Origin of the sequence: Runella sp. (genome assembly GCF_965279615.1) — a bacterium.
Taxonomy (GTDB): Bacteria; Bacteroidota; Bacteroidia; order Cytophagales; family Spirosomataceae; genus Runella.
The window spans coordinates 7,218,612-7,243,838 of record NZ_OZ257252.1 but is presented as its reverse complement, the minus strand read 5'-3'; the positions used below and the strand labels follow the sequence as shown (position 1 = coordinate 7,243,838).

At 43.4% G+C, this 25,227-nt stretch carries 20 protein-coding genes and 1 pseudogene; 10 read left to right on the top strand and 11 right to left on the bottom strand.

Annotated elements, in window-relative coordinates; translation table 11 throughout:
- Nucleotides 1–57: 57 nt before the first annotated feature.
- The 5 genes from ACQY73_RS30465 to ACQY73_RS30445 all read right to left on the bottom strand — a co-directional run bounded on the left by ACQY73_RS30465 (nucleotide 58) and on the right by ACQY73_RS30445 (nucleotide 7,320).
- Nucleotides 58–1,755 (bottom strand): RagB/SusD family nutrient uptake outer membrane protein, encoded by a 1,698-nt coding sequence (locus ACQY73_RS30465; protein ID WP_428657946.1) that lies wholly within the window; start codon nucleotides 1,753–1,755, stop codon nucleotides 58–60.
- 40 nt (nucleotides 1,756–1,795) lie between these two features.
- Entirely contained in the window at nucleotides 1,796–4,876 is a 3,081-nt protein-coding gene (locus ACQY73_RS30460) for a SusC/RagA family TonB-linked outer membrane protein (protein WP_428668570.1), read from the bottom strand.
- Nucleotides 4,877–5,264: 388 nt separating this feature from the next.
- Nucleotides 5,265–5,642 carry a hypothetical protein gene (locus tag ACQY73_RS30455; RefSeq protein ID WP_428657945.1) on the bottom strand — a complete coding sequence of 126 codons (378 nt, stop codon included), beginning with the start codon at nucleotides 5,640–5,642 and terminating at the stop codon, nucleotides 5,265–5,267.
- A gap of 155 nt (nucleotides 5,643–5,797) precedes the next feature.
- Nucleotides 5,798–6,403 (bottom strand): recombination mediator RecR, encoded by a 606-nt coding sequence (recR, locus tag ACQY73_RS30450; RefSeq protein ID WP_428657944.1) that lies wholly within the window; start codon nucleotides 6,401–6,403, stop codon nucleotides 5,798–5,800.
- A gap of 80 nt (nucleotides 6,404–6,483) precedes the next feature.
- Nucleotides 6,484–7,320, bottom strand: a complete 837-nt coding sequence (locus ACQY73_RS30445; protein ID WP_428657943.1) for a helix-turn-helix domain-containing protein — start codon at nucleotides 7,318–7,320, stop codon at nucleotides 6,484–6,486.
- Nucleotides 7,321–8,353: 1,033 nt separating this feature from the next.
- Between ACQY73_RS30445 and ACQY73_RS30440 the strand changes: the two genes are divergently transcribed.
- Nucleotides 8,354–8,710 (top strand): hypothetical protein, encoded by a 357-nt coding sequence (locus ACQY73_RS30440; RefSeq protein ID WP_428657942.1) that lies wholly within the window; start codon nucleotides 8,354–8,356, stop codon nucleotides 8,708–8,710.
- 202 nt (nucleotides 8,711–8,912) lie between these two features.
- Here ACQY73_RS30440 and ACQY73_RS30435 read toward each other — a convergent pair whose 3' ends face one another.
- The 4 genes and pseudogenes from ACQY73_RS30435 to ACQY73_RS30420 form a co-directional block, all read right to left on the bottom strand.
- Nucleotides 8,913–9,632 (bottom strand): DUF2490 domain-containing protein, encoded by a 720-nt coding sequence (locus tag ACQY73_RS30435; RefSeq protein WP_428657941.1) that lies wholly within the window; start codon nucleotides 9,630–9,632, stop codon nucleotides 8,913–8,915.
- Nucleotides 9,633–9,646: 14 nt separating this feature from the next.
- Nucleotides 9,647–12,759, bottom strand: a pseudogene (locus ACQY73_RS30430) (efflux RND transporter permease subunit).
- Between the two features lie 65 nt (nucleotides 12,760–12,824).
- Nucleotides 12,825–13,913, bottom strand: a complete 1,089-nt coding sequence (locus ACQY73_RS30425; RefSeq protein WP_428657940.1) for an efflux RND transporter periplasmic adaptor subunit — start codon at nucleotides 13,911–13,913, stop codon at nucleotides 12,825–12,827.
- Nucleotides 13,914–13,915: 2 nt separating this feature from the next.
- Nucleotides 13,916–15,181 (bottom strand): TolC family protein, encoded by a 1,266-nt coding sequence (locus tag ACQY73_RS30420; protein WP_428657939.1) that lies wholly within the window; start codon nucleotides 15,179–15,181, stop codon nucleotides 13,916–13,918.
- 118 nt (nucleotides 15,182–15,299) lie between these two features.
- Here ACQY73_RS30420 and ACQY73_RS30415 point away from each other — a divergent pair, with 118 nt between their 5' ends.
- From ACQY73_RS30415 to ACQY73_RS30380, 8 genes are all read left to right on the top strand, one after another.
- Nucleotides 15,300–16,004: a response regulator transcription factor gene (locus ACQY73_RS30415; RefSeq protein WP_428657938.1), complete on the top strand. Its 705-nt coding sequence runs from the start codon at nucleotides 15,300–15,302 to the stop codon at nucleotides 16,002–16,004.
- Nucleotides 16,001–17,368: an ATP-binding protein gene (locus ACQY73_RS30410; protein ID WP_428657937.1), complete on the top strand. Its 1,368-nt coding sequence runs from the start codon at nucleotides 16,001–16,003 to the stop codon at nucleotides 17,366–17,368. The genes ACQY73_RS30415 and ACQY73_RS30410 overlap by 4 nt, the downstream gene beginning before the upstream one ends.
- A gap of 147 nt (nucleotides 17,369–17,515) precedes the next feature.
- Nucleotides 17,516–17,776, top strand: a complete 261-nt coding sequence (locus ACQY73_RS30405; RefSeq protein WP_428657936.1) for a rhodanese-like domain-containing protein — start codon at nucleotides 17,516–17,518, stop codon at nucleotides 17,774–17,776.
- Nucleotides 17,777–17,813: 37 nt separating this feature from the next.
- A complete protein-coding gene (locus ACQY73_RS30400; protein ID WP_428657935.1) occupies nucleotides 17,814–18,053 on the top strand; it encodes a hypothetical protein in 240 nt (79 codons plus the stop codon).
- Nucleotides 18,037–18,243, top strand: a complete 207-nt coding sequence (locus tag ACQY73_RS30395; protein ID WP_428657934.1) for a hypothetical protein — start codon at nucleotides 18,037–18,039, stop codon at nucleotides 18,241–18,243. Before ACQY73_RS30400 ends, ACQY73_RS30395 begins: the two co-directional genes overlap by 17 nt.
- A gap of 79 nt (nucleotides 18,244–18,322) precedes the next feature.
- Complete coding sequence (gene trxA / locus ACQY73_RS30390) at nucleotides 18,323–18,640, top strand: thioredoxin (RefSeq protein ID WP_428657933.1); 318 nt, start codon at nucleotides 18,323–18,325, stop codon at nucleotides 18,638–18,640.
- A gap of 219 nt (nucleotides 18,641–18,859) precedes the next feature.
- Nucleotides 18,860–19,465: a low molecular weight phosphatase family protein gene (locus ACQY73_RS30385; protein ID WP_428657932.1), complete on the top strand. Its 606-nt coding sequence runs from the start codon at nucleotides 18,860–18,862 to the stop codon at nucleotides 19,463–19,465.
- Between the two features lie 63 nt (nucleotides 19,466–19,528).
- A complete protein-coding gene (locus ACQY73_RS30380; RefSeq protein ID WP_428657931.1) occupies nucleotides 19,529–20,089 on the top strand; it encodes a Tll0287-like domain-containing protein in 561 nt (186 codons plus the stop codon).
- A 71-nt stretch (nucleotides 20,090–20,160) separates the two neighbouring features.
- Here ACQY73_RS30380 and ACQY73_RS30375 read toward each other — a convergent pair whose 3' ends face one another.
- A complete protein-coding gene (locus ACQY73_RS30375; RefSeq protein WP_428657930.1) occupies nucleotides 20,161–20,385 on the bottom strand; it encodes a DUF3820 family protein in 225 nt (74 codons plus the stop codon).
- Between the two features lie 23 nt (nucleotides 20,386–20,408).
- The gene (locus ACQY73_RS30370; RefSeq protein ID WP_428657929.1) at nucleotides 20,409–22,589 is read right to left on the bottom strand and encodes a penicillin acylase family protein; all 2,181 of its coding nucleotides are present in this window, start codon (nucleotides 22,587–22,589) and stop codon (nucleotides 20,409–20,411) included.
- A gap of 125 nt (nucleotides 22,590–22,714) precedes the next feature.
- On the opposite strand from ACQY73_RS30370, the gene ACQY73_RS30365 reads away from it, so the two are divergent.
- On the top strand, nucleotides 22,715–25,207 hold the full coding sequence (locus tag ACQY73_RS30365) for a cation-translocating P-type ATPase (RefSeq protein WP_428657928.1): 2,493 nt from the start codon (nucleotides 22,715–22,717) through the stop codon (nucleotides 25,205–25,207).
- Nucleotides 25,208–25,227: the final 20 nt, after the last annotated feature.

Sequence of the window (25,227 nt, the reverse complement as noted above, 5' to 3'; positions counted from 1 at the left end):
AACAAAAAGAGGAGCTTTCGCTCCTCTTTTTGTTGGTATTAAGTTGCGATCTGCCGATTAATATCCGGGATTTTGCGCAAAGACCGATACACCTTCCGCATTTTTCGCACTTCTATCAATTTGAGTTTGCGGAATCGGACGAAGGTTATGAGTAGCTTTGATATTGGTTGCAGCTTGCGGATTATACTTTTGAACCCGCTCAACTAAAAGCCCCCAACGCTTCAAATCCATCCAACGGGTTTGCTCTCCGGCCAACTCGCGTCCGCGCTCTTCGATAATTTGCTCAAAGTTCATATCGGCTTCTTTGATGAGCATCGCATCTTTCTTGCCGGGCCATCCGGCGCGGAAGCGAACCTGATTAAAGGCAGCTGTAGCTTCTGCTTTATTACCTGATTGCAAATACGCCTCCGCTTGCATCAAAAGCACATCTGCCAGACGGAATACGAAATAATCACGGCTACCGGCTTCATACGTTAAGTCAGGGCGTTTTGTATCAAAGAATTTTTGCAACGTAGGAAAAAGTGCCTCATTGTACATACTTGGTACCAATACCTGGTATTTTTTGGCCGCGCGTTGCGCTTTTGTCCATTCAACACCCGGAATAAAAATAGCGGTGTCGCCGGCAGCAAAGGTTAACTTGGTTTTGGAATCATCAAAAGAAGGATTCAGGTTTGAGCCGGGGTTATTTGAGAGCCAAGTATCTCTGAAGGTCTTTTTGTAACGAGAGTCGTTAACACGATCCGCAAAAACCGTATTCAGGAAATAAGGTGTAGGTCTCAAACGCTTGAAAGGACGTCCATAAAATATATCACGTTTCATACCGGGCTGCACATCATACTGCATTCCGAAAAGCAAGTGCAGGTTATTTCCACCATTCACCGCCCCTGTGTTGTTGGTCAGGTTGGTCAAAGGATCTGAGGTGTATTGCACCGCAAACACTACTTCACTGTTTACCTGATTATTTTCATCAAAAACACTGGCAAAATCATCCAATAGCTTAAATCCATAGGCGGTAGTTACTGTTTTGCACAAGGCAGCAGCTTTAGCAAAATCATCAGTAGCTTTTGACGCAGAATATGCTTTTGCGAGATAAACCTTTGCCAACAGTGTTTCGGCAGCCGGTTTTGTAGCACGACCATAATCAGCCGATTGGGCTTTCGCTTCCAAGGCAGGAATGGCATCCTCCAAGTCTTTGATGATCGCCGCATACATTTCAGCATCCGTTGCTCTTTTGGTATCTTTAGTAGGAGCCAGCGTTTCACTCAATCTTAAATCTACACCGCCAAATTGTTGGTGTAATAGATAGTAATAATGTGCTCTTAAAAATTTAGCTTCTGCGACTCTCAGTTTTTTGACAGCATCCGTAACTGTTGCAGCCGGAGCTCTATCAATGATCGCATTACACGTATTGATACCACGGTAAAGTTCGTCCCAAGTAAGCCCTATATAGTCAACCGTTGGGTTTAGCTGTGTATCGTAGAAGTGAAAACCTTTATAACCACCATCAGCACCGGTAGCATAGATGTCAGTACCATACTCGGTCATGGTTAGCCCTTGCTGAGTTCCGTAATAATATCTAAGCGAAGAATAAGCTGCTTTTACGGCATCTTCAAACCCTTTCGGGGTATTCATGTAGTCATTACCGATTCCGGAGATGACCTTTTCGTCCAGAAGGTTTTTACATGACTGAGAAGTCAACAGCAACGCCACAACACCAACGATTTTAATTGGCTTTAATATATTGTTCAGTTTCATTGTGTCTAATGTTTTAAAAATCTTTATTTAAATCCCTGAATTAGAAACGAATGTTCAAACCCACCGTTGTGACCGATGTAGCAGGAACAACGTTTTCGCTAACCGATGTTGTACCGTTACCCGACGAAGTAATGCTTGCTTCAGGGTCAATTCCGTTGTACTTGCTACGGTATGTAGACCAGATTTTAGGTTGTTGAATACTCATATACAAGCGCAGTGATTCCAATCTCATTTTATTGGCAACACTTTGCGGAACTGTATAGCCAAAGTTAATATTTCTTAATTTGACGAATGTACCGTCAAAATAAATCAAAGTAGTATTGTACTGCGGAAATTCCTGGGTACTGAATGGACGAGGGAACTCATTGGTTGGGTTGTTCGGTGTCCAATAATCTACTTTGATCTGTTGATAACGACCGGCCAATTGGTTTCTGTTTTGGTGGAAACCACTCACGATCATATTTCCGAAACGACCGAAAAAGAAGGCAGATAAATCAAATCCTTTGTATGAAAACCGCGTTGTAAATCCTGCGCTGAACTTCGGAATATCCGAGCCAAGCAATACTCTATCCGCAGCAGTGATGACACCGTCTCCATTGGTATCCTGTACTTTCACCTGACCTACACCGGCCCCAAGTGGATTAGCTTTATCTCCCGGATAGAATTTAGCCGCGGTTTCTTTCTCTTCCAACTGCCAAATACCTACTTTTTTGTAATCATAGTAGGAGTTAAGCGGCTGTCCGATAAACCAGCGGTTTCCTACGTCATCCACTTTTCCATTGTAAAGAGAGATGATCGCCTCTGTATTTTTAGTGAATGTGAAGTCAGTTGTCCATTTGAAACCACCGGCGGTGTTTACATTGACAGTAGTAAATCCTAATTCAACTCCCTTGTTGCGCGTTTGGCCTACGTTGCGAGTCACAGCACCGAATCCGATGGAACCCGGCAATTGATCAGACAGTAACAAATCGGTTGTATTCGTTTCGTAGAATTCCAACGAACCTTGAATACGTCCTCGCAGGAAACCGAAGTCTAAACCGATATTGGTAGTAGCGGACGTTTCCCATCTTAAGTCAGGGTTTCCGATTGTATTAGGGCGATAGCCAAAAGCAGCGGTAGTTCCCCAAGCGTAGGCTGTTCTGGTCAACAACCCTTGTGTCTGATAAGGTGCCACCCCTTGGTTACCTACTTTACCCCAACCGGCCCTCAATTTCAATAAATCAATCCAGGAAACACCTTTCAAAAACGGTTCATTGCTGATATTCCAGCCTAAGGCAATTCCCGGGAAGTTACCGTATTTAGTATTCTCACCAAAACGGCTCGAACCATCACGACGGATCGTTGCTGTCAACAAATATTTGTCGTCATAATCATAGTTGATACGAGCCATATATGAGTTGATGGTCCATTGAGACAAGGTACTGCTTACTCCTAAAACCGAGCCTGCGTTACCTAAGCTGTAAAACTGCTGCGATTCTGCCGGAACCCCCTGTACATCAGTAGTGTATCTTTCAAAATTATCTCTTTGGATAGATTGCAGTACTGTGGCGCTGAAGTTATGTTTTTGAGCGAAGGTTTTGTTATATGTTACTATATTCTCAAGTGTCCAGTTGAAACCGAAGTCGTTACGTGAAGATGCCTGTGGATCTCCGAATTTACGGGCATTGGTAGCAGCACCGATAAAACGTCCCCATCTTGAGATTGTAAAGTCAGGTCCGAAATTCACCCGGTACTTTAAGCCATCCAAAATTTTGACTTCAGTATAAAGGCTATTGAAGATTCTGTATCTTTTGGTATTATCTACCTGAGCTCCCGGAACAATCTCCGACAATGGGTTGGTTAACAGGGCATCATTTGTTGGCGAGAATTTAATTGTACCATCGTCGTTGTAGGGAGTCGCCAACGGGTTCTGTTGAATCGTAAAAGCATAAGGGTTCAGGTTTTCTCCATTTTTGGAACTATACATGGTATAGGAAGAAAGACCCACTTTCAACCACTTATTGATACTATGGTCGATATTGGCTCTCAACGAAATACGGGTATAATCTAACCCTTCTGAAACTCCTTTATCCTGAAAAAAGCCGCCTGAGATATAAAACTGTGTTCTGTCATTACCACCTTGTACGCCCAATGAGTGGTTTTGCATAAACCCGTTCTTTAAAATCAAATCCTGCCAATCTGTATTTGTGCCGGCTGCAAGTCCTTTCGCTACGGCCGGGTCACCACCCAAAACCGCTACTTTGGCATCAGCTGCCGCATCAGCAACGCCCGTCGGAACAGGGTTACCGTTGGCGTCTTTATAACCATTGGTGGCACGATAGGCTTCACGTACATACTCTGCAAATTCGGGTCCGCTAAACAAGTGGATTTTGTCGAGTGGCTTCGAAACACCCGCATATGTATCAAAAGTAACGGTTGTTTTCCCTTTTACCGCTCCTCTCTTTGTAGTTACCAACACTACCCCGTTGGCACCTCTGGCACCGTAGATAGCCGTGGCCGTAGCATCTTTAAGCACTTCCATAGATGCTACGTCGTTTGGATTCAGGTCTTCATAGCCGGCCGACAGCGGAATCCCGTCAACCACATAAAGCGGATCATTTCCGGCATTGAATGAACGGCGACCGCGGATCAGAATCTTTGGTACCGAACCCGGTCTGGACCCCGACTGCGAAACATCCACCCCGGCAACGCGGCCCTGCATGGCTTGTCCTATACTTGTAATAGGCATTTCCTGAAGTTGCTTGGCACTTACCTGCGAAATCGCCCCCGTCATTTGACTCTTTCTTAGAGTACCGTACCCTACAACCACTACTTCATTAAGGGTTTTTTGGTCTACGCTCAATGTAACATTAAAGATAGTGCCATTGCCAACGGTAATTTCTTTCTTTTCAAAACCAACCGCCGAAATTACCAACACAGAATTATTATCCTTAATATTGATCTTAAAGTTACCTTCCGCATCGGTGTTTGTTCCAACGGTGGTTCCCTTTACCAAAACACTTACTCCGGGAAGAGGGGCATTGTCTTCGGATGAAACTACTTTTCCACTGACACTTTTATCAGCGTTTACGTTTGGAGTACCGGTACCTCCACGGCCATTTGTCGGCGGAGTAGAAGCCATAACGGCCGATCCACTCAATAACGCCACAACTACCCACACACTACATAAAGTAGAGACTTTTCTCATAATTTAGATAAATTGAAATAGGTTAAAATGTAACTATTTTGGGTTTCGATAGTAAATATTCATAAATAAAGGTTGTCGAGTTTAACGCTATTGCCTAACGTAAGCAAAGTTTCGGCTAAAATATTTTACGCAATCGTTACCGGGAACGTTGCCGAACATAAATTTTTGCGTATTTTTTTGACTATTTTTAAGTTTTTCTCCATTTTAATGCTGCTTAATTCTAAAAAAATTAGAATTATTATTTGTACTTTTTTAAGATTACGTCGACAAAATACACCTTTTTATCGGCGTTCGACGGCAAAGCGTAGGCGTAGTATTAAGACTAATAAATTTTCCAGATAATCCAACCTACAAGTGCTAATCCAACAAAGAAGGCAATAAGCCAACGGGTCAGATAAAAAGCGGAGGCCAAAGGTTTTACCTCTTTGTCAAGCGGATCAATTTCAGGGATGGTGTGGACAGACTCTAAAACTCGCTTCCAAAGCGTTCGCATTTCCTGGGACGTCATGCCCATGTAGGTGTCCGAAAATTGGCCCACCAGCGTTCGTGCTTCAGCGACTTCGTCTGATTTGTAGGGGTGATTCGTAAGCCAAACTTGCCAAAAATTACTCAGCTCGACATCGTCGGGTTGCTGCACCCACCGAATAAACAGCGGTTCTGCTGCAAATTCCTCGACGGTGTAATGAGCAAAGTTTTTCATCTGGTACTTTGGCAAGCCTGGATAGGATTAAATCTTGTCAAATAAGCGACCAACCGCCCGATTCTACTGACGTAACTGACAATTTTTTAAACCAAATCCTATATTGCCCTGATGGGTGGATTGGTCCGGCACAGTTGGTTTTAGAGATGAAAACGCTAATCGTAGTTGATTCTACTCACAATACTTCTGCCCAATGTAATTTCATCGGCATATTCAAGGTCTCCACCGATAGGTATACCACGGGCGATGGTTGAAATTTTCAGCGAAAAAGATTTTAATTTCTTTTGCAGATAAAAAGAAGTAGTGTCTCCTTCCATGGTTGGACTCAGAGCAAGAATGATTTCTTTTACTTCAGGAGAATGTTGAAGCCTTTCGAGAAGAGATTCTATTTTCAGGTCGCCGGGGCCGATCCCTTCAAGAGGAGAAATAATTCCTCCAAGTACATGGTAAAGCCCATTGTACTGCCCGGTATTTTCGATAGCCAATACATCACGGCTATCCTGTACCACACAAATCACTGAGGCATCGCGTTTTGGGCTTAAGCAGATACTGCACAGCTCACCGTCTGAAATATTATGGCACTTTTTGCAGTAATGGATCTGGGTCCTTACTGATACCAACGCCGCCGCCAAGGCGTGGGTTTCTTTTTCGGTACGTTTCAGTAAGTGAAGCACAATTCTTAAGGCACTTTTTTTTCCAATGCCCGGAAGTTTTGATACTTCACCTACTGCTTCTTCAATTAATTTTGAGGGAAAATTCATATAGTATAATAATAGGCACCACCACAATTCTTCTACAAAAATACGAAATCTCAGTGCCTACTCATAACTAAATACAAACCTTATTCTTTCCCTTTGGCAAAACGGAGAGGTGTTACACCAAATAATTTTTTAAACTGCCCGATAAATTTAATGGGGTGACTATAGCCGAGTTTTTGCGAAACACTCGTCACGTTCATCTCGCCTGATTTCAGCCATTCGCCGGCCTGTTGCATGCGTTTTTGCTGATAATATTGATAAAACGGCATTCCGAAGGCTTCTTTAAACAAGTACTTAAATTTACTTTCGCTCATGCTCAACTGACTGCTTAGCTCAGTGATGGTAGGAATGGGCTGCTCAAATTGGAGCATATAGTTATTTACAACCCATTCGATCTTGAGGCGGTCGTTTTTCAAGACCTTTGGGCTTTTCAACACCTCAAAATAGGAATTCAAATAATTGAACAACGCACTTTTCAAACGTAGGTTGCTGTGTAGACGGGCAGGATCGGAATTTCGAACCACCGCCAACAATTGAGCATCCAACGATTCGTAGAAAGAGGGTAACGAAACAAAATCGTACAGGTTTTTGATCTGTGCGAAAGACTCCAGCAAATTATTCTCTTTCAACCATTCAGTCGAAATCGAAAGTTTTAACAGTCGCACAGTCTTGTATTTCTTCAACGGTTCAATTTCTACTCTTTCATCTCCAAAAGAAAGAAACTGGGTTTTTGTCTGAGTTGATTGTTGAGAACGATATACTCTTACCAATTCAGAAGATTCCCACAAACTGGTAACACCTTCTTCTACCGGTGGTAATAACGTTTTTCCGGACATTAAAATGAACTCTGCATTAAGACCCTGTTCCAGGTTGAGCGTAGTGCCTTTAAAAATAAAGTTGAGATTATGGATGGTGCTCATAATAACTAAGGGGTTAAACTTTTCATAACATACTTAAATCGGTAAATCCCATTGATATCTCTAGTGGGATACTTATGAGCAAATTAAAACAATACTTGTGCCTTTTTGGTACATTTTTTCGATAAAAAACTTTAGGGACAAGGATTGTGACAGATTCGAAAACTATTTGGATAAATTCTCGAAAATTCTCCTCTTTTTCGCCTTCAACCTGTGTGTTCATTGTGCCAAAAACAGTATACATCCATAATATATCCTATTTTACAAAAAGAATAATACAATTCAAAAGCTTCATTTTGTAGCCGTCTTTGATAAATGGACTCAATGAACATCAATTAATAGGACCATTCTTTTATACATCAATACGTTGTAATTTTAAATACATAAAAAACCGGTCATCTCTTTTATCCTTTTTGTATACTAAATGAGTATTATTTCGACACGAAATGATTCCGCTTACCGACAATGACTGTTTGATGGTTTTGTCTGCATAAACAGCACTTTAGCTTACTTTAATCAGCTATTTAAGAAAAGAAACAAATGTACTCCGAAAGAATTTCGAGAGAATTATTCGGGAACCCGAACCTTTGTTTAGTGTTATTGTACTTTTTGGCGTAATTTTGCATAAGTATCGGTTAGATAAAGAATCCAATGTCTGTTTACAACGGGCATAATAACACTGACCCTATTTATTAAATCAATCATTGCGTCAAGGCTTCCTTAAGTTGCTACCCATTCTTTTGCAGCATCAGGCAACTCTCGCTTTTATGTTATACACTAAAAATCAGTACTTTGGAAGCCATGACACTGAAAAAACCTGTCATTTTTATTGACTTTAGTGAGGCAGTATTCACTATTATTCACGCAATACAGCACGAATAATAGTGTTTCATAGATCCTCTTCTAACGATGGCTTTGTGAAGCCAAATTTTATATATCATTTTTTCTTATCGTTACGTTTGCAGTTGTTTTGTCAGAAACTGAGAAAAAATTCTGCCATTTACCTTGCGAACTATAAACTTTTATTTTACAAATTATGAGCAAACAATCGTATATCCCCACAGTAGTTGAGTGGGTCAAACGCAAGGGTTATGAGCAAATTCGTGCCAACATGGAAGGCTTTGAGGCTCCTATTGCGTACGAGCGTCAAAATGATGATGAACGATTTATTCCCGACGTAACTGCGAAACAGCTTTTTGAGCAATCTTACTTTGAAATTATTCTTAAAGGGGATAGTCCGGATAAAATTGTTTCGAAGCTTCGTTTGTTGAGTATGTTGGTAAGCCAAAAAGGCGGTCGTTTATTTTTAATGACTCCTCCCGGCAATCTCAATTTTGCCAAAGAGTTGGTGACAAAATATTCCATCAACGGTGAAATTGTGAAGATTGCTTAGTGTGCCCCTTTTAAAAGGCCTTATGTACCGTTGCCGGTACTGAATCTATTGGAAAATGCATCCCCAAAGCAGCGGTTATCGCTGCCTTGGGCTCCGGTTTGAGAACGATACTTTCTATCTCTGCGCCTGTTTATCTTCCTTTCAGCACTAATTTTCCGGTGCTGATTTTATTTTTTAAGAAAGGAGTAGTATCTGCCCGCCGTCAGGTTCGGGCTTGCTTTTTATTCTTTTTCGATTTTTTGAAGGGTTTTACCGAAAACTCAATATCAAGCCCTACGATGTAGTTGGTGAGCATGTATTTTTTATGAGAATAGTCGGGTTGCCAGATAAAATAGGGATTAAGCTTCTGATTTTTCAGAAATTCATACTTAAAGCCAATGGAATTTTGCCAGTTATCGATCTTCGTTTTACGGCCGTTCAAAGCCATAAAAGGCTCTGCATAAGCATACACATCCCATTTTTTGCTCAATTTGTATTTAACCGTAAATCGTGGTCGAAAATACGTATCGGCATCCAAACGCACCTCATCGTCACCGGTGAAGCGTTGGCTTTGGTATTGAATCGCAGGACGTAACATAAGGTTAAACCTACCAAATTTAGCTTTGCCTGCCACTCCCACAAAATACCGATGGAATACGCCCACATCCACCATGGCAAGACGATAATTGGCCATCACTTCAAGATTTTTATGGAAGTCATATTCGACCGCTCCAAACAAATAAGAGCCTTTGTAATAGGTAGAATTCTCAATAAAGCGAGAACGGTATTGAATCGTAACTGCCCATTTTTTGGGCAGATCCAATTTCAACGAAGCACCGGGCCATGCCTGAAAATCCGTGCGATTTTGGGCAATTACGAAATGCCCATGTAACAAAAGAAGAAAGAAAGGCAAGACAACGGCAACGCTCCGAATTTTTGACATAAAAAGCCTAAATGTTATTCTAAGTCCTTGATAGTATGCACATTATGCCTATAGAAAAAGCGGTAGATGATGGGAAAAATCAGCAACGTCAAGATGGTCGATGTAATCAGTCCTCCAATCACCACGATCGCCAACGGCTTTTGGGTTTCGGAACCGATTCCCGTAGAAACCGCCGCCGGTAATAGACCGATAGCCGCCATAAGCGCTGTCATTACCACAGGGCGTATGCGCGATTTGACCCCTTCCCGAATAGCAGTATCCAGCGGCATTCGCTCTGAAGTATTTTTACTGAATACCGAGATCAGGATCACACCGTTTTGAACGCATATTCCAAACAAAGCAATAAAACCAACCCCCGCTGAAATACCGAAATTGATGCCCGTGGTATGAATAGCCAAAATACCGCCGATCAATGCAAAGGGCACATTTACCAATACGAGTCCGGCGTCTTTGGCGTTGCCGAAAGTGATAAAAAGAAGCACAAAAATCGCGATCAGGCTAATGGGAACCACTTGGCCGAGACGTTGAGAAGCACGTACCTGATTTTCAAACTCTCCCGTCCAATTGATGGAATATCCCTTGGGCAGTTTTTTCAGGATCGGTGCCACTTTGCTTTGGGCTTCGGCAATAGTACTTCCCAGATCGCGCTCCCGTACCGAGAATTTCACCCCGATAAATCGCTTATTATTATCACGATACACAAAGGCCGGGCCGGTTACTTTGCGCAACGTGGCGATCTCCTTCAATGGAATTTTACTTCCCTTTAAGGTGGGCACCATCAATCGCAGAATATCATCTTCGGTGCGACGATAAGGTTCCTGATAGCGGAGGCGAATGTCAAACTTACGCTCTCCTTCGTACAGAATAGAAGCTGTTTTTCCACCAATTGCCATTTCGATCACGGCCTGCGCGTCGGCAATACTGACTCCATAAAGGGCCATTTTGCTGTCGTGAAGAATAACACTCATTTCGGGTTGCCCGATGTTACGCAGAATCCCCACGTCTTTGACGCCCGGAACGTCTTTAATGGCCGCTATCACCTCGTTGGCCTTATCGTTAAGCACATCTAAGTCATCTCCGAAGATCTTCACCGCATTACTGGCGTTCATCCCCGCCACGGCCTCGGCTACGTTGTCGATGATCGGTTGTGAATAGTTATAATTAATGCCCTGAAACTGTTTGAGTTTTACATCCATTTCTTCGATCAGGTCGTCGGTCGTTATCTTGCGTTTCCAGTCGTCTTTGGGTTTAAGATTGACCTGCATTTGGACGTAATAAAATCCTGATGGGTCGGTACCGTCATTGGAGCGGCCCGTTTGCGACAATACCCCGTTTACTTCGGGAAATTCCATGAGTTTTTGGCGCAATATCTTCACCGTTTTTACCGTCTCATTCAGCGAACTGCTCATTGGCAGTTTGGCTTCCACCCATAAGGCACCTTCATTGAGTTGCGGTAAAAATTCGGTTCCTAAAAGTGTCGCGGAAAAAAGCGTTACACCTAAGAAGATCATAGAAGCCAGTACGCTGATCTTTTTATTGCGATAGCACCATTCAAAGCCCGATGAAACGATGCGGTCAAAGAAATGCACAATGGGATTGTTCTTTTCACGAACGTTCTTACGCAATAAAAATGAACAAAGCACCGGCACGAGCGTCAGCGTATAAAGCAAGGCTCCCAACAGCGCAAAACCCAGCGTATAAGCCAACGGGCTGAACATTTTACCTTCCACTTTCTGAAAGCTGAAAATGGGAATAAGCGCGGTAATGATGATAAGTTTGGAGAAGAAAACGGCTTTGCCCAGTTCTCCACCCGTTTTTCTGATAAGCCCCAACTTGGCCAGTTTATTGAACCGTTCCATGCCGTTTTTATGGGCTAAATGGTCGAGCGCGACAAACATTCCCTCCACCATTACTACGGCCCCGTCAATAATGATCCCAAAATCAACCGCCCCATGGAAAGTAAGTTGGCCGACATACCTTTGAGTCTCAGACACATAAACGCAAACAGCAATGCCAACGGAATAATGATGGAGACAATAAGGGTAGTACGCCAATCGGCCATGAACAGAAAGACAATGACGGTTACAAACAGAATCCCCTCAAAAAGATTGTGAAGTACGGTTTTAGTACAAAAGGCAATCAGATTATCGCGATCATAGAACGTCACCATTTTGACGTCCGGAGGCAGTATTTTGGTATTTAGTTCTTCGATTTTGGCCTTTACTCTTGCCAATACTTCGCTGGGATTTTCGCCTTTCCGCTGCACTACAATGCCTTCCACCACATCGTCGTTTGCATTCAGCCCGGCCTGCCCGACGCGGGGTAAATTTGATTCTTTAACATCGGCTACATTTTTGACCAATACCGGATTATCATTGACGTATTCTACAATGATATTCTCAATGTCGGCAATCGAATTGAGCAGCCCGATCCCGCGCACCACATAGGCTTGTCCGTTACGTTCGATGACATCACCTCCTACATTGACATTACTTTTTGTCACGGCTTGGTATACTTCCAAGGGTGTAATGTCATATTTGGCCAATTGGGTTGGATTGGCCTGTATTTCATAAATTTTTTCACGACCGCCAAAGGCCACCACATCCGCCACGCCCGGCACACTCCGAAGCTGACGGTCAATGATCCAATTGTGCAATGTCAGCAGTTCACGGCTGTCGCGATCTTTGCTTTCAAGCGTAAATCGAAATATCTCACCCGTAGGACCGTACGGCGGTTGAACATCAGGTTCAACACCTTCGGGCAACGACACCGTTCTGAGCTGATTATTAACCTGTTGTCGAGCAAAAAAGTCTTCTACATCGTCCTCAAAAATGATCTTGATGATGCTCAATCCAAACATTGTAATGCTGCGCACGTTGGTTTTACGTTGCACCGAATTCATGGCTACTTCCACCGGCACCGTCACAAAGCGTTCGATCTCTTCGGCGCTTCGTCCGTTCCATTCCGTCACTACAATGATTTGGGTATTTGTCACGTCAGGAAACGCCTCCAAGGGTGTATTGAGATAACTCACTACACCCGAGATGACCAAAACACCCGTCATGAAGAAAATGAAAAAGCGGTTTTTCAGCGAAAATCCGACAATTCCTCTGATAAATTTATTCATAGTATAAAGAGCCTCTACCCCCGAAATTGGGCTTTGATGATGCTTCCCATCAGGAAACGGAGATGTTAATCATTTAAAGCGTCATAGACCAGCAACTGATTTTTGGCAATCACCTTCTCGCTGTTTTTTAAACCCACACGGATATACGCCACATCATTCAGCATTTTATAGACGTCTACTTCACGGGTTTCAATGTTGGAGCGATCCTTAAAGACCATTACCCAGTTTTTGCTGCGATCAAAGATCACCGCACCGGCCGGAATAACCGTCATGGAACCGCCTTCATCAAATTTGAGCGATACCGTGGCGTGCATCTCAGGTTTCAGTTTGTAACCCGCATTATTAAGCCGAATGCGCACTTTCATGGCTTTGGTTTCGGGATCAAGCACGTTATAGATTTTGTCAACGCTGCCTCTGAATTGTTCGTCGCCGTAGCTAATGGTCTTAATATCGGCCATCATTCCCAACTTCACTTTCGGAATATCACTTTCGTTGACATTGGCCATGACCCAGACCTCACTGATCTGGCCCACCGTAAAGATCTGCTCGTTGTTATCGGAGCGAAGCTGCATGCCCGGATTTACGTTTTTGCTAAGCACAAACCCATCGATCGGGGCTTTGACAATGTAATTTTGGGTTTTCCCCAATCCATAGATTCGAAAAACTTCTTTGATCCGGTTGAGTTCTGCCTGCGCATTTTCCACTTCTTTTTTGGCAGAAGTTACCTCGCGTTGCGAGTTAAGCTTGCTTTCAAAAAGTTCTTCGGCCGTTTTGAGGTTTTTCTCCGCAACCAGCACTTCCGACTGTGCCTGAATCATTTGGCGCTCAAAATCAGCCACTTCGCCCGAACGAATGGTGGCAAGCACCTGCCCTTTGCGCACATAATCGCCCAGCTCTACCGTAACATTCTCTACATTTCCTCCCACCAAAGGGAATACTTTAATGACGCGGTTTTCGTCCGCAATTACTTTGCCTACCAAGGTCAATTCACTGCGGACGGGTTCGGTCACAACGCTTGCCAACTCGATGCGTTTCATCATGGTATCCGACAGCATAAAAGCCTTTGCTTCTTCCATCTCAGGCTTTTTCTTCTGACAGGCAGTTACCATCACACTACCCAGGACGGCAAAAAAAAGGATTCGTTTCGTATTCATTTTCAGTTAAAAAGTTCTTGTCCGACCGTAAAATTGAGTTCTTCGTACGCCCCTACCCTGTCTGCTTTCAGACGATTCAATTCTTTGATACTCTCGCTGTAGGTTTCGATCAAATCGATAAATTCCAACAACGTCAGATTGCGTTTTTGGAAATTTTCCAACACGCCTTTATTTAAAAGTTCGAATTGATCGGTGAATTTGGAATCGACACTCTGCACCATGTTCTCCACATACCGCACTTTTTCCAAAGCAGCTACAACCTCATTGTGTACGGCATTTTTTTTCTGCTCCTGCCCTCCTTTTCGGTACTCTATGAGGATCTTAGCTACTTTAATATTCCCCTGATTTTTGTTAAAAAAAGGCAGGTCAGCTCCAAGGGTCAGGCCTGTGTAATTGTTTACGTAACTGCCCGATTGATCGTAAGTAGCGCCAAGTCGCAGATTAGGTACGGCAAGCGATTTCTGTAATTGATAATTCAGTTCCGCCTGCTTGGCAATCGACTCTGTTACTTTGACATCTCCCCGATTTTGCAGCGCCAGATCGCTTAAAGAGTTTGCATCATAACTTGCCAATTTATAATGTCCAAGTTCGGTCTCATTGACCAACGGCGACAGTGGTCGGTTGCTGTTAAGCAGTGTTTTAAGTGACCTTTGTTTTTCACTCAACTGAAACAGGATCTCTGTTTTATCATTATTCAGTTGAAAGAGCAATGCTTTCAGGCGAAGCAATTCCCTAAGCGAAACGTTATTTTTTTCATATTGGGTTTCAAAAGCCGTAACGGTACTTTGCAGGGTTTCGATCTGCCGTTGGTAACGGTTCAGCGTGTTTTGCAAAAAGAAAATATCAAAGAAGTTGGAGCGTAATTCAAATTTAAGGATGCGCAACAGATCCAAAAACTCATATTCCGTCATGCGGGCATTTTCGAGCGAAAGTGCTACCTGCTTGCTGCGTTTACCCGCCGTTTGGATAACCTGCTCAATGGAAATGATCTTTTCTCCGCCACGGCCTACGTCCAACACACGTTTTTTGGTAGGATTGTAAAGATTCCATTCCGTAGAAAGTGTGGGATTATCCCAAAGTCTTGCCTGAATCACCGAAGCCTGTGCCGCATCGATCCGGTAACGCTCCGCCAAAAGAATAAGATTATTGGTAACAAATAGGCTGTCGGCCTGCCTGAGTGATATCCGCAACGAGTCTTGAGCAAAACTTCGAAACGACAACAAAAAGGCAATGAGGATGGCAATGCGCATGAGTATCAGATAATACATTTTTGCAAATGTGGGTCACCAACCTTAACCTCGTATAAAGCCGACCTTAAAAAAAACTAAATAGCTAAATGAAGGCTTCAAGATGTTATATATTTGAACAAAGAACCTCTGTTGTATTATGAAAGCCGACCCGGAACCCAAAAAAATCCTCATCATCGAAGACGACCAACGGATCGCCCAGTTGCTCACACGCGGCCTGACCAACAAAGGTTTTGACACAGAAGTATCCTACAACGGTGCTTTGGGATTACGCCGCGCCCAAACCGTTGCCTTTGATCTGGTCATTCTTGATATTAACCTTCCTGAATTGAGCGGTTATGAAGTTTGCCAGCGTATTCGCGATACAAAACCTACGTTACCCATCCTGATGCTCACTGCCATGAGCGAAGTTGAGGATAAAATTGAAGGTTTTGAGGCGGGAGCCGACGACTACATCATTAAGCCTTTTGACTTCAGAGAGCTTTATCACCGAGTTTTAGTAGGTTTGCGAAGAAACAGCCCTGAAATAGACCACGTAGGAAAAGTACTGCATATAGCCGATCTGGAAGTATTTTTAGACAGTAAGTTGGTCAGAAGAGGCGGCAAGGAAATCAAACTTACCGCCCGCGAATATGAGTTTTTGGTCTTTTTGGTAAAGAATAAAGGCAAGGTCCTTTCGAAAAACGATATTGCAGCCCAAGTTTGGGACATTCATTTTGACACCGGAACCAATGTCATTGAAGTATATATTAACATATTACGGCGAAAGATAGACCGCGATTTCGAACCAAAGCTTATCCACACGCGCCCGAGTTTGGGCTATATATTGCGCGAATATCCATGAAAATACAAACCAGAATCGCCATTCAGTTCTCATTGATCGTAGGAAGTTTGTTGGCCGTTTTTTCTTTTGTCATTTACCAATTGTTCGCCGAATTCAGAGAACAGGAATATTATGAACGCCTGAAAAGCAAAGCAATTACGACGGCGCATTTGCTGATAAAAGTGGATGAGATCGACCGCGATCTGCTCAAAATTATTGATAAAAATACCCTCACGGCGCTGGTTGATGAAAAAGTATTGGTATTTGACCAACATAATAAATTGTTTTACAGCAGCTTGGACGATCACGTCATTCACTATGGCAATGAACTTTTGAACCGCGTAAGAAAAGAAAAATACGTAGAAACAAGCGATGATGAGAATGAAGCGGTAGGATTGCTGTATGAACTGAATGGGCAGCATTATGTCATTTTGGCCTCTGCATATGACCAATTTGGCCGAAGTAAAATGGCCAATCTTCGAGATATACTCTATACAGGTCTGGTATTTGGCATCCTTATCACGGTTTTATTAGGCGTATTTTTTGCGGGAAACGCGTTAGGGCCTGTCAATCAGTTCATCAGCCAAATCAGCAGTATTACGGCCAATAACCTGCGCGAACGCCTTGATGAGCGCAAAGAAAAAGATGAGATCGGGAAGTTGGCAGCCGCTTTCAACAAAATGATGTACCGCTTGGAGCAATCTTTCGAACTTCAAAGAAGCTTTGTTTCTCATGCCTCACACGAACTCCGAACACCGCTTGCCGCCCTTAAATCTGAGGTCGAAATAAGTTTGGATGAAAAGTTGACCGTGGCGCAACACCGAGGTATTCTGCAAAATATCCGAAAAGACGTTGACCGTCTTATTTTCCTCAGCAATAGCTTATTACAAATAGTACGACCCTTAAAATCTTCCATTAACAGCGCCGCAGAAGTACGCATTGACGATGTAATATTTCAGGCGCAGGACGAATTGTTGTTGAGCAAACCCGACTATCGGATCAGTGTAGAATACGCTCAGGAGCCTGACAATGAAAAGCACATTTCGGTATTTGGCGATGAACCGCTGCTCAAAACCGTCTTTGCAAATTTAATAAGCAATGCCTGCAAATATTCCCCAAATCATCAGGCACTTATTGTGATCGACTTTAACGAAACCCACACACTTGTCAGCATTGTGGATGAAGGTATCGGAATTCCAAGCGAAGACCTAAACGTCATTTTTGAACCTTTTTATCGTTCCAAAAATGCCCTTGCTATTTCAGGGTTTGGGGTAGGCTTGTCGGTTTGCAAAAGAATAGTAGAACTTCACAAAGGCAAAATTCACGTTGAGAGTCGGCTCCAGCAGGGAAGTAAATTTACGATCGAATTACCCAATATTTCGTAATATGTAACAAATGTCACAGTTAGTGTAGACTAAGAATCGAATCTTTGTCGTATCAATACAACTTTCAAAATCGACAAAGACCATGTTCAGCTTTCTTAAAACAAAAAAAAGTACAAGGACATCAATGCCTCTACCTTTAAAGACCTGATGGGCCAAACACCCGGTGCGGTCATCTTAGATGTACGAACTGCCGCCGAAGTGCGCTCGGGCGCTATAAAAGGTGCCATAAATATTGATCTAATGAGTGCCGATTTTCAGCAAAAAATCAACCAATTGGATAAAACAAAAACGTACTTTGTGTATTGCAGAAGTGGCCATCGCAGTGGTCAAGCTTGTAGAATAATGGGCAATGTCGGTTTTGAACATATATACAATCTGACAGGCGGTATGATGAGTTGGCCTTATTAAGGGCTGCGATTTTTGTCATCTTAATTAAACAACGACAATGAGCACATTATTGAACAATTGGAATTTTATGCGAATTTTGCGATTAGGTATGGGATTATGGCTGATTTATTCGGCGGTGGCCAATCATCAGGCAGTGTTAGGACTATTGGGGGGACTGTTTGCATTACAGTCCGTTACGAATACAGGGTGTTGCGGTCCCAATGGTTGCTCCTTGCCAAACACTCCCAAACACATTTCAAAAACAACGCAGGAAATACACTATGAAGAAGTTAAATAAAATTCCGTGGGGTTGGCTGGGCGCAGCCGCAGGCGCGATAGGCGGTTTTTGGTATTGGAAAGAAATAGGGTGTGTCACGGGTACATGTCCAATCAAATCACAATGGCAGACAATGGTACCCTATGGGGCGCTTTTAGGCTATTTTGGAGGTGGTTTGCTGCAAGACATGGGGATAAAACGTTCCAAATAAATTAAGTACCTCCCGTTCAAAAGCATTTACCGGCACTGTTTTTTTACGACTCTTTTACACAGCTAAAAGAGATACAACAATGGAAAAGAAAGAAACTTTCAACGACATAATAAAGGGCGATACGCCCGTTTTGGTTGATTTTTTTGCGGAATGGTGTGGCCCCTGCAAGATGATGTCGCCGATCCTGAAAGACTTTGCCACTCAAATGGGCGACCGAGTGCGCGTGCTTAAAATTGACGTCGACAAAAACGCAAAATTGACCGATTCATACCGTGTACAGAGCATGCCTACTTTTATCCTTTTTCATAAAGGCAAAATTGTATGGCGACATACAGGAACCGTTCAGAAAAAGCAGTTGGAACAGGTTCTTAATCAAGTAACAGCACAAACACATTAGATCAGCTCAAGTTACTTTGTTTGGAAACCTAAGCTTTGGTCCCGGTGTCTTAGACACGAACTACCGTTTATTTATTCGCAAAAATCCCGACCCACTCAGTAGGCCGGGATTTTTTCTTTCTGAAATATCTATCGTATTTTTACGATTAATACTGAAAATAATTTCTTAAGCAAATAGCTTCATCGCATAGATAAAGGCCATAATACCTTTTACCAACCCATGATCTCTACTGTAAAATCTTATTTTGAGGCGCTTGATACTGCTGCAATTACGCTCGAACGGCAAGCTGTTTTACGACCTTTAGCTGATTACATTAAAATCAAAATAGAAAAACAACGACCTGTAAATCTTACCTTTATCTGCACTCATAACTCACGTCGCAGTCATTTGGGGCAAGTATGGGCACAGGTAGCGGCGGCTTTTTTCGACGTGAAAGATGTACATTGTTTTTCAGGAGGGACTGAGGCAACATCCTGCAATCCCCGCACCATTGCGACTTTGAAACAGGCGGGGATGGAAGTATCAAAAACCACCAATGCTGAGAACCCGGTTTATGAAATTCGATTTGATGATTCGGTTGCGCCCATTATTGCCTTCTCCAAAGTGTACGACCAATCTCCCAATCCGACCCGTGACTTTGCCGCTATTATGACCTGCGACCATGCTGAGGCCAACTGTCCTTTCATTCCCGGTGCTGAGCGCCGATTTCCCATCATGTACATAGACCCCAAAATAGCAGATGATACACCCGAAGAAACTGCCACGTACAACACTCGCTGTCGACAGGTAGCGACGGAGATGAAATGGGTATTTGAGTCCCTATAACATTCATCGCAGTATTCCATTTATGAAAAACGTATCTTCGTATCTTATTAAAAAATGATGCCGATGAAAGCCTCTATGTTGTTTGCCATTTCCTTAACCGTTTTTTCAACGGCATTTTATGGCGTCAGGCAAACGCCTCAGCAATCCGTCAATTACCAAAAACTGGGGGATTCACTCAGTTTGAAGGCGCAACAAACCCTAATTTCCAATTTAATGGGAGCGATTGAAAAAGGCGGCGCGGCTTATGCGGTGGATTTCTGTAATGAGAATGCAATGCCGCTTACCCATTCAATTTCAACGAAGCGTTCTGTTGATATTCAGCGGATTTCTGTCAAAAATCGTAATCCTGATAATGCCGCGTCGTTGTTTGACAAAAAAATACTGGACCTTTTTGAAAGCAATTCGCTGAAAGACACGCTTGTACGTGTTTCGAAAGGATACGTTTATTACAAACCCATCAAGATCGGAATGCCCACTTGTCTGCAATGCCACGGCAAACCGAAGCAGGACATTGAAGCTGCCACCCTGAAAACCATTCAGCGAAAATACCGTTTTGACAAAGCGACGGGCTATGCAATGGGCGATCTAAGGGGTGCCTGGAAACTGGCGTTCCCGGATAAATAAATACATTCGTCTTCTAAAACTGTCCAAAAATTTCCTCAATCCGGCCGAAGCTCCCGGCCGAAACCCTCACTTCATTTATTCTCTTTCAAGGGTTTCAGCAGGTATTCCAAGCCATTGAGTTTGATCTCGTACATCGTTGCCAACAAAGCGCCCAATTTACCGGCAGGAAAGCCTTCTTTGTGAAACCATACCAAGTAAGGTTCAGGCAAATCACACAGTAAAACACCTTTGTACTTCCCGAAAGGCATTTTAAAACTCACTAATTCCTGAAGGTAAGTCGGATTAAAATCACTCATTGTTTGGCTTTTATAGGTCGTTTTTAGTGTCCCGGGTGGTAGGTGCGTTCGGCGTTTTTCAGGACATCTTGTTTGTAAAACAGCACATCCTTAAATTTTCCCTGCGAATACATCGCTCCTTGGTCATTGAAGTGTTTAGACGACGGATCACCGCTTTCTCCACCCGCCAACAACGATTTGGCCGTAATGCGCGGGCCAAACTCTACGGCACAAATAAAACTATTGCCACTCACACCGTAGCGTTTATTGGTGCCCGGATACGGGCGGCTGTTGTACGACGGCAACATTCCCCACAGAGCCGAAGCATATTTTACGGGAATACTGGGCTGATTATCATCGTATTTTGATTGGATATCGCCCGTCAAACGCTGAAAACGGTTGATCTCCCCCCAAGGCATTTGCCATTTTCCAAACTTGCTTTTCAGATCAGCCAAAGCCGATGCCAAAGGAGCTGTCAACTGGTTGAGGGTAGCAGCAGCAGCAAAACGTTTGGTACTTTCAACTTGGTCGGCTTCGCCTTCGTTGATGTAAAGTCGGGTAATCGTTGGCGTTAGTTTTTGCGCCCATTCAATGGCTACGGTTGTCGCTACTGAATTTTCAGCGGTACGACAATCCCAATTTTTCAGCAATGTAACGGCTTCGTTCAATTGGGTATACAATGAATCTGTTGGTTTTACATTTTTTTCAAACGAATTTACCAACGCCGGCACCAACACCGCAAAAGCCGAAAGATACGTATCATATCCCGACGCGATCACTTTGTCGATGGTATATCCTGAACCCTGACTCAATACCCGAACGGCATTCACACCCCGGAAATTCTCGCCGTCAGGAGCCATGTATGCGGGAAAATTCTCTTTCTTAGGACTGTTTTCACCGGCGGCTGTATAAGGTGTTGAATTACAGTTTTGTAACCAACCATTGACCGGATTGTACAGGTGAACTGCTTCTGCTACCGGATGCAATCCTTTCCATTCGGTTGCGGAAGTGGTGCCATCCATCACTTTTGACCAATTCAGGTTTTTGTCACGAATAGGCACAAAATTTCCGTGCCAGTAGGCGATGTTGCCTTTATAATCCGCAAAAACGGTGCTGTTGGACGTGTTGGCTTTGAGGTCCATTACTTTTTTGTAATCTTCAAACCCCTTGGTTTTGGTGCGTTTCCAACTTTGTATCAAACTCGTCATCGAACGATTATACGACCGAAGGCTCACCCATTTGCCATCACGTTTTGCCATTACCGGCCCGTGATGTGTATAGTACGTTGTAAACGTTTTGGTTTGCAGTACTCCTCCCTCTAAGTACTTAATCGTGATCTTCTTTTCGGTGACGGGTTTTAGTTTTTGGTCATATTCGTAAAAGAACTTATCGTCTTTCTTCGTCACTTTTTCGGCATACATATCGGCCACATCCACATTGCACGACGTATGCATCCATCCGCAGTACTTATTAAAACCCTGATAAACAAAGAATTGCCCCCACGTTACGGCTCCGTAAGCATGAAGTCCTTCGTCACTTACGACCTGTACTTCGGGACGAAAATAAAATGTTACGTGTGGATTGATGTACAGAATAGCATTGCCCGATGCCGTTTTGGAAGGGGCAAATGCGAAGCCATTCGAACCCGTTTGGTATTCAGGATCTTTGGGTTCTACTAAAGCGGCGGTAGCATTTCCCGAATAAAAGTTCTTCAATTCAGGCACTGACAGGTCGGCGGTGCTGATAGCACCAATGCTGCCATCGGTCCACAACAACGGATACCAAGGCTGAAAACGGTGCAAAAGCGCGGGTTTTACCTGAGGGTTTTTGTGTAAATAATAATTGATACCGTCGGCATAAGCGTTCAGCAGTTTTTTCATCCACGGCTCTGCTTTATTATAATCGGCAATTGCCTCGGTGGTATCGATCAACAGTTTGATCTGTAGATCATTATACAGGGCTGATTCTCCTTTCAGTTCGGCAGTACGACCCAGTTTTTCTATGTAATTAAGTTCAACACGTTTAAAATCATCTTCGCACTGCGCATACAAAAGGCCAAAAACGGCATCGGCATCCGTTTTGCCATAAATGTGCGGAATGCCCCAATTGTCCCGAATAATGGTAACGCGGTCGGCTTGTTGCTTATATCGGGTAATTTCAGCCGTTGTAAATTTTTGAGCCCGGGCGGTAAATGATAATAGAAAAAGGAGGATAAGGTGCTTCATAAGGGTTGTAAAGATAGTTTGTTGTTTGATGGTTAACAGGACTGAAAGCCCGGCGGTATTTTGTAGTTTTAGCAAACTTATCAATAACTCTCACAAGCTCAAAGGAAAATTGAGCCTGTTTTTCTATGGCAGCTAATCCTTATTCATTCCGGGGCCTTTCCGAGACCGAGGTTGAAGACTCACTTCGACAACACGGGAACAATGCATTACAAAAAGACAACAACGATGCCCGATGGCAAGCCCTGAAAGAAGCGGTAACAGAACCCATGTTTCTGTTGTTGGTGGCATGTACTGTTATTTATTTTTCGTTGGGGGATTTGTCAGAAGGTTTTTTTATGCTGGGGGCCATTTTATTGGTTTCCGCCATCTCATTCTATCAGGATTCACGCAGTAGAAAAGCGCTCAATGCTTTAAAAGCGTATACCCAAACGGCAGCGACGGTCATCAGAAATAACCTATTGATTGAGATTCCGGTAGATGAACTTGTCATCGGAGATTTGGTGGTGGTATCAGAAGGAGACCTCATTCCGGCTGACGGCACCATACTGCAAATCAATGATTTTTCGGTCAATGAATCTCTCCTGACGGGCGAAGCATTTGCCATTCATAAAGAACTGACTACGAATGAAAACGGGCAGGTGTATCGTGGCTCGTTGGTACAATCGGGGCAATGTATTTTTGAAGTAACTGCCATTGGGCAACAATCAAAATTGGGGAAAATCGGACAATCACTCAACGAGATACAATCCGAAAAGACGCCATTACAGATTCAGATTGAAAACTTCGTCAAAAAAATGGCCACGGTTGGATTGGTCATTTTCCTGATTATTTGGGGAATTAACTATTTTCAATCACGCGATCTATTGGGAAGTTTACTCAAAGGATTAACCATCGCCATGTCGGTGCTTCCCGAAGAAATCCCTGTCGCTTTCGCTTCATTTATGGCATTGGGGGCATGGCGGTTGATGCAGCAGGGCATCATTGTTAAACAAACCCAAACGGTAGAAGCGCTGGGCTCTGCTACCGTACTGTGCACCGACAAAACGGGCACCATCACCGAAAACAAAATGGAGTTGCATCAACTATATGTGATGCAAACGCAGGAAACCGCCACTATCAACCAATGGACCTCTGAGGCGACAAAGGGGCTCATACAAACGGCCATGTGGGCCAGTGAACCCGTTCCGTACGACCCAATGGAAAAAGCACTGCACCAAGCTTATCAAACCACGACTGCCTTAGATGAGCGTTCGCAATTTAAACTCATTCACGAGTATCCATTGTCGGGCCAACCTCCCATGATGACGCATATCTTTGAGAATGAGGGAGGCAAACGCATTATTGCCTGCAAAGGAGCGCCCGAAGCCATCATCCGGCATTCATTACTAACCGATGAACAAAAAGCCGGCATCTACCAAAAAGTTGCCGATTTTGCAGCAGAAGGCTTTCGGGTTTTAGGAGTAGGAACAACCGATTTTACCGGCAATAATTTCCCGGAAAACCAGCAGGATTTTGAATTTCGATTTCTGGGATTAGTGGGATTTTATGATCCTCCCAAACATAACATTGCAAAGGTCTTTAAACAATTGTATGATGCCGGCATTCAAGTCAAAATCATCACCGGCGACAATTCTCTGACAACAGCCGCCATTGCCAAACAAGCCGGGTTCCGAAGCGACCTCACTCCCATTACCGGAGATGACTTACTCAAACTCAGCCCCGATGAACAGGCACTTAAAATTGCTCAGACCGGTATTTTCACCAGAATGTTTCCGGAAGCCAAGCTAAAGATTATCAATACCTTAAAAGCCCAACACCAGATCGTGGGTATGACCGGCGACGGCGTCAACGACGGGCCCGCGCTCAAGGCTGCCCACATTGGTATAGCCATGGGAAAACGTGGCTCCGAAATTGCCAAACAAGCATCATCCCTGATTTTGGTGGACGATGATTTTGGAAAAATGGTGGATGCCATCGCCATGGGGCGTAAGATATATACCAACCTAAAAAAAGCCATCCGATACATTATTTCAATCCATATTCCCATCATCCTGACGGTTGCTTTACCGCTGATATTAGGGTGGATTTATCCGGCTATTTTTACACCGGTACACGTGATTTTTCTGGAACTTATCATGGGTCCTACCTGCTCGATCGTTTATGAAAACGAGCCCTTGGAGCGAACCGCTATGAAGCAACCTCCGCGCTTGATGACCACAACATTCCTCAATCTTAAAGAATTATCTATCAGTATTGTACAGGGCAGTATCATTACATTGGGTACGTTATTTTCTTATCAATATTCGGTGGCTAACGGCTATGATGAAAACCTGACCCGTACGATGGTTTTTGTTACGCTGGTGGTTGCAAATGTATTCTTAACGTTGGTAAATCGCTCGTTTCAGGAATCCGTTTTGGTTACTCTTCGCTACAAAAATAATTTATTGATTGGGGTTATTGCCCTTACTCTTTTCATGCTTTTCGCACTCGTTTATGTTCCGATTTTCGCCTCGTTTTTCAAACTCGAAGCGCTTAATTATACTCAATTGGGGTTGTCATTTTTGGTAGGTTTTCTGACTGTAATTTGGTTTGAAGGCTACAAGTGGCTGCGTCGGTGAGGATTCATAGGGTTGTGAGC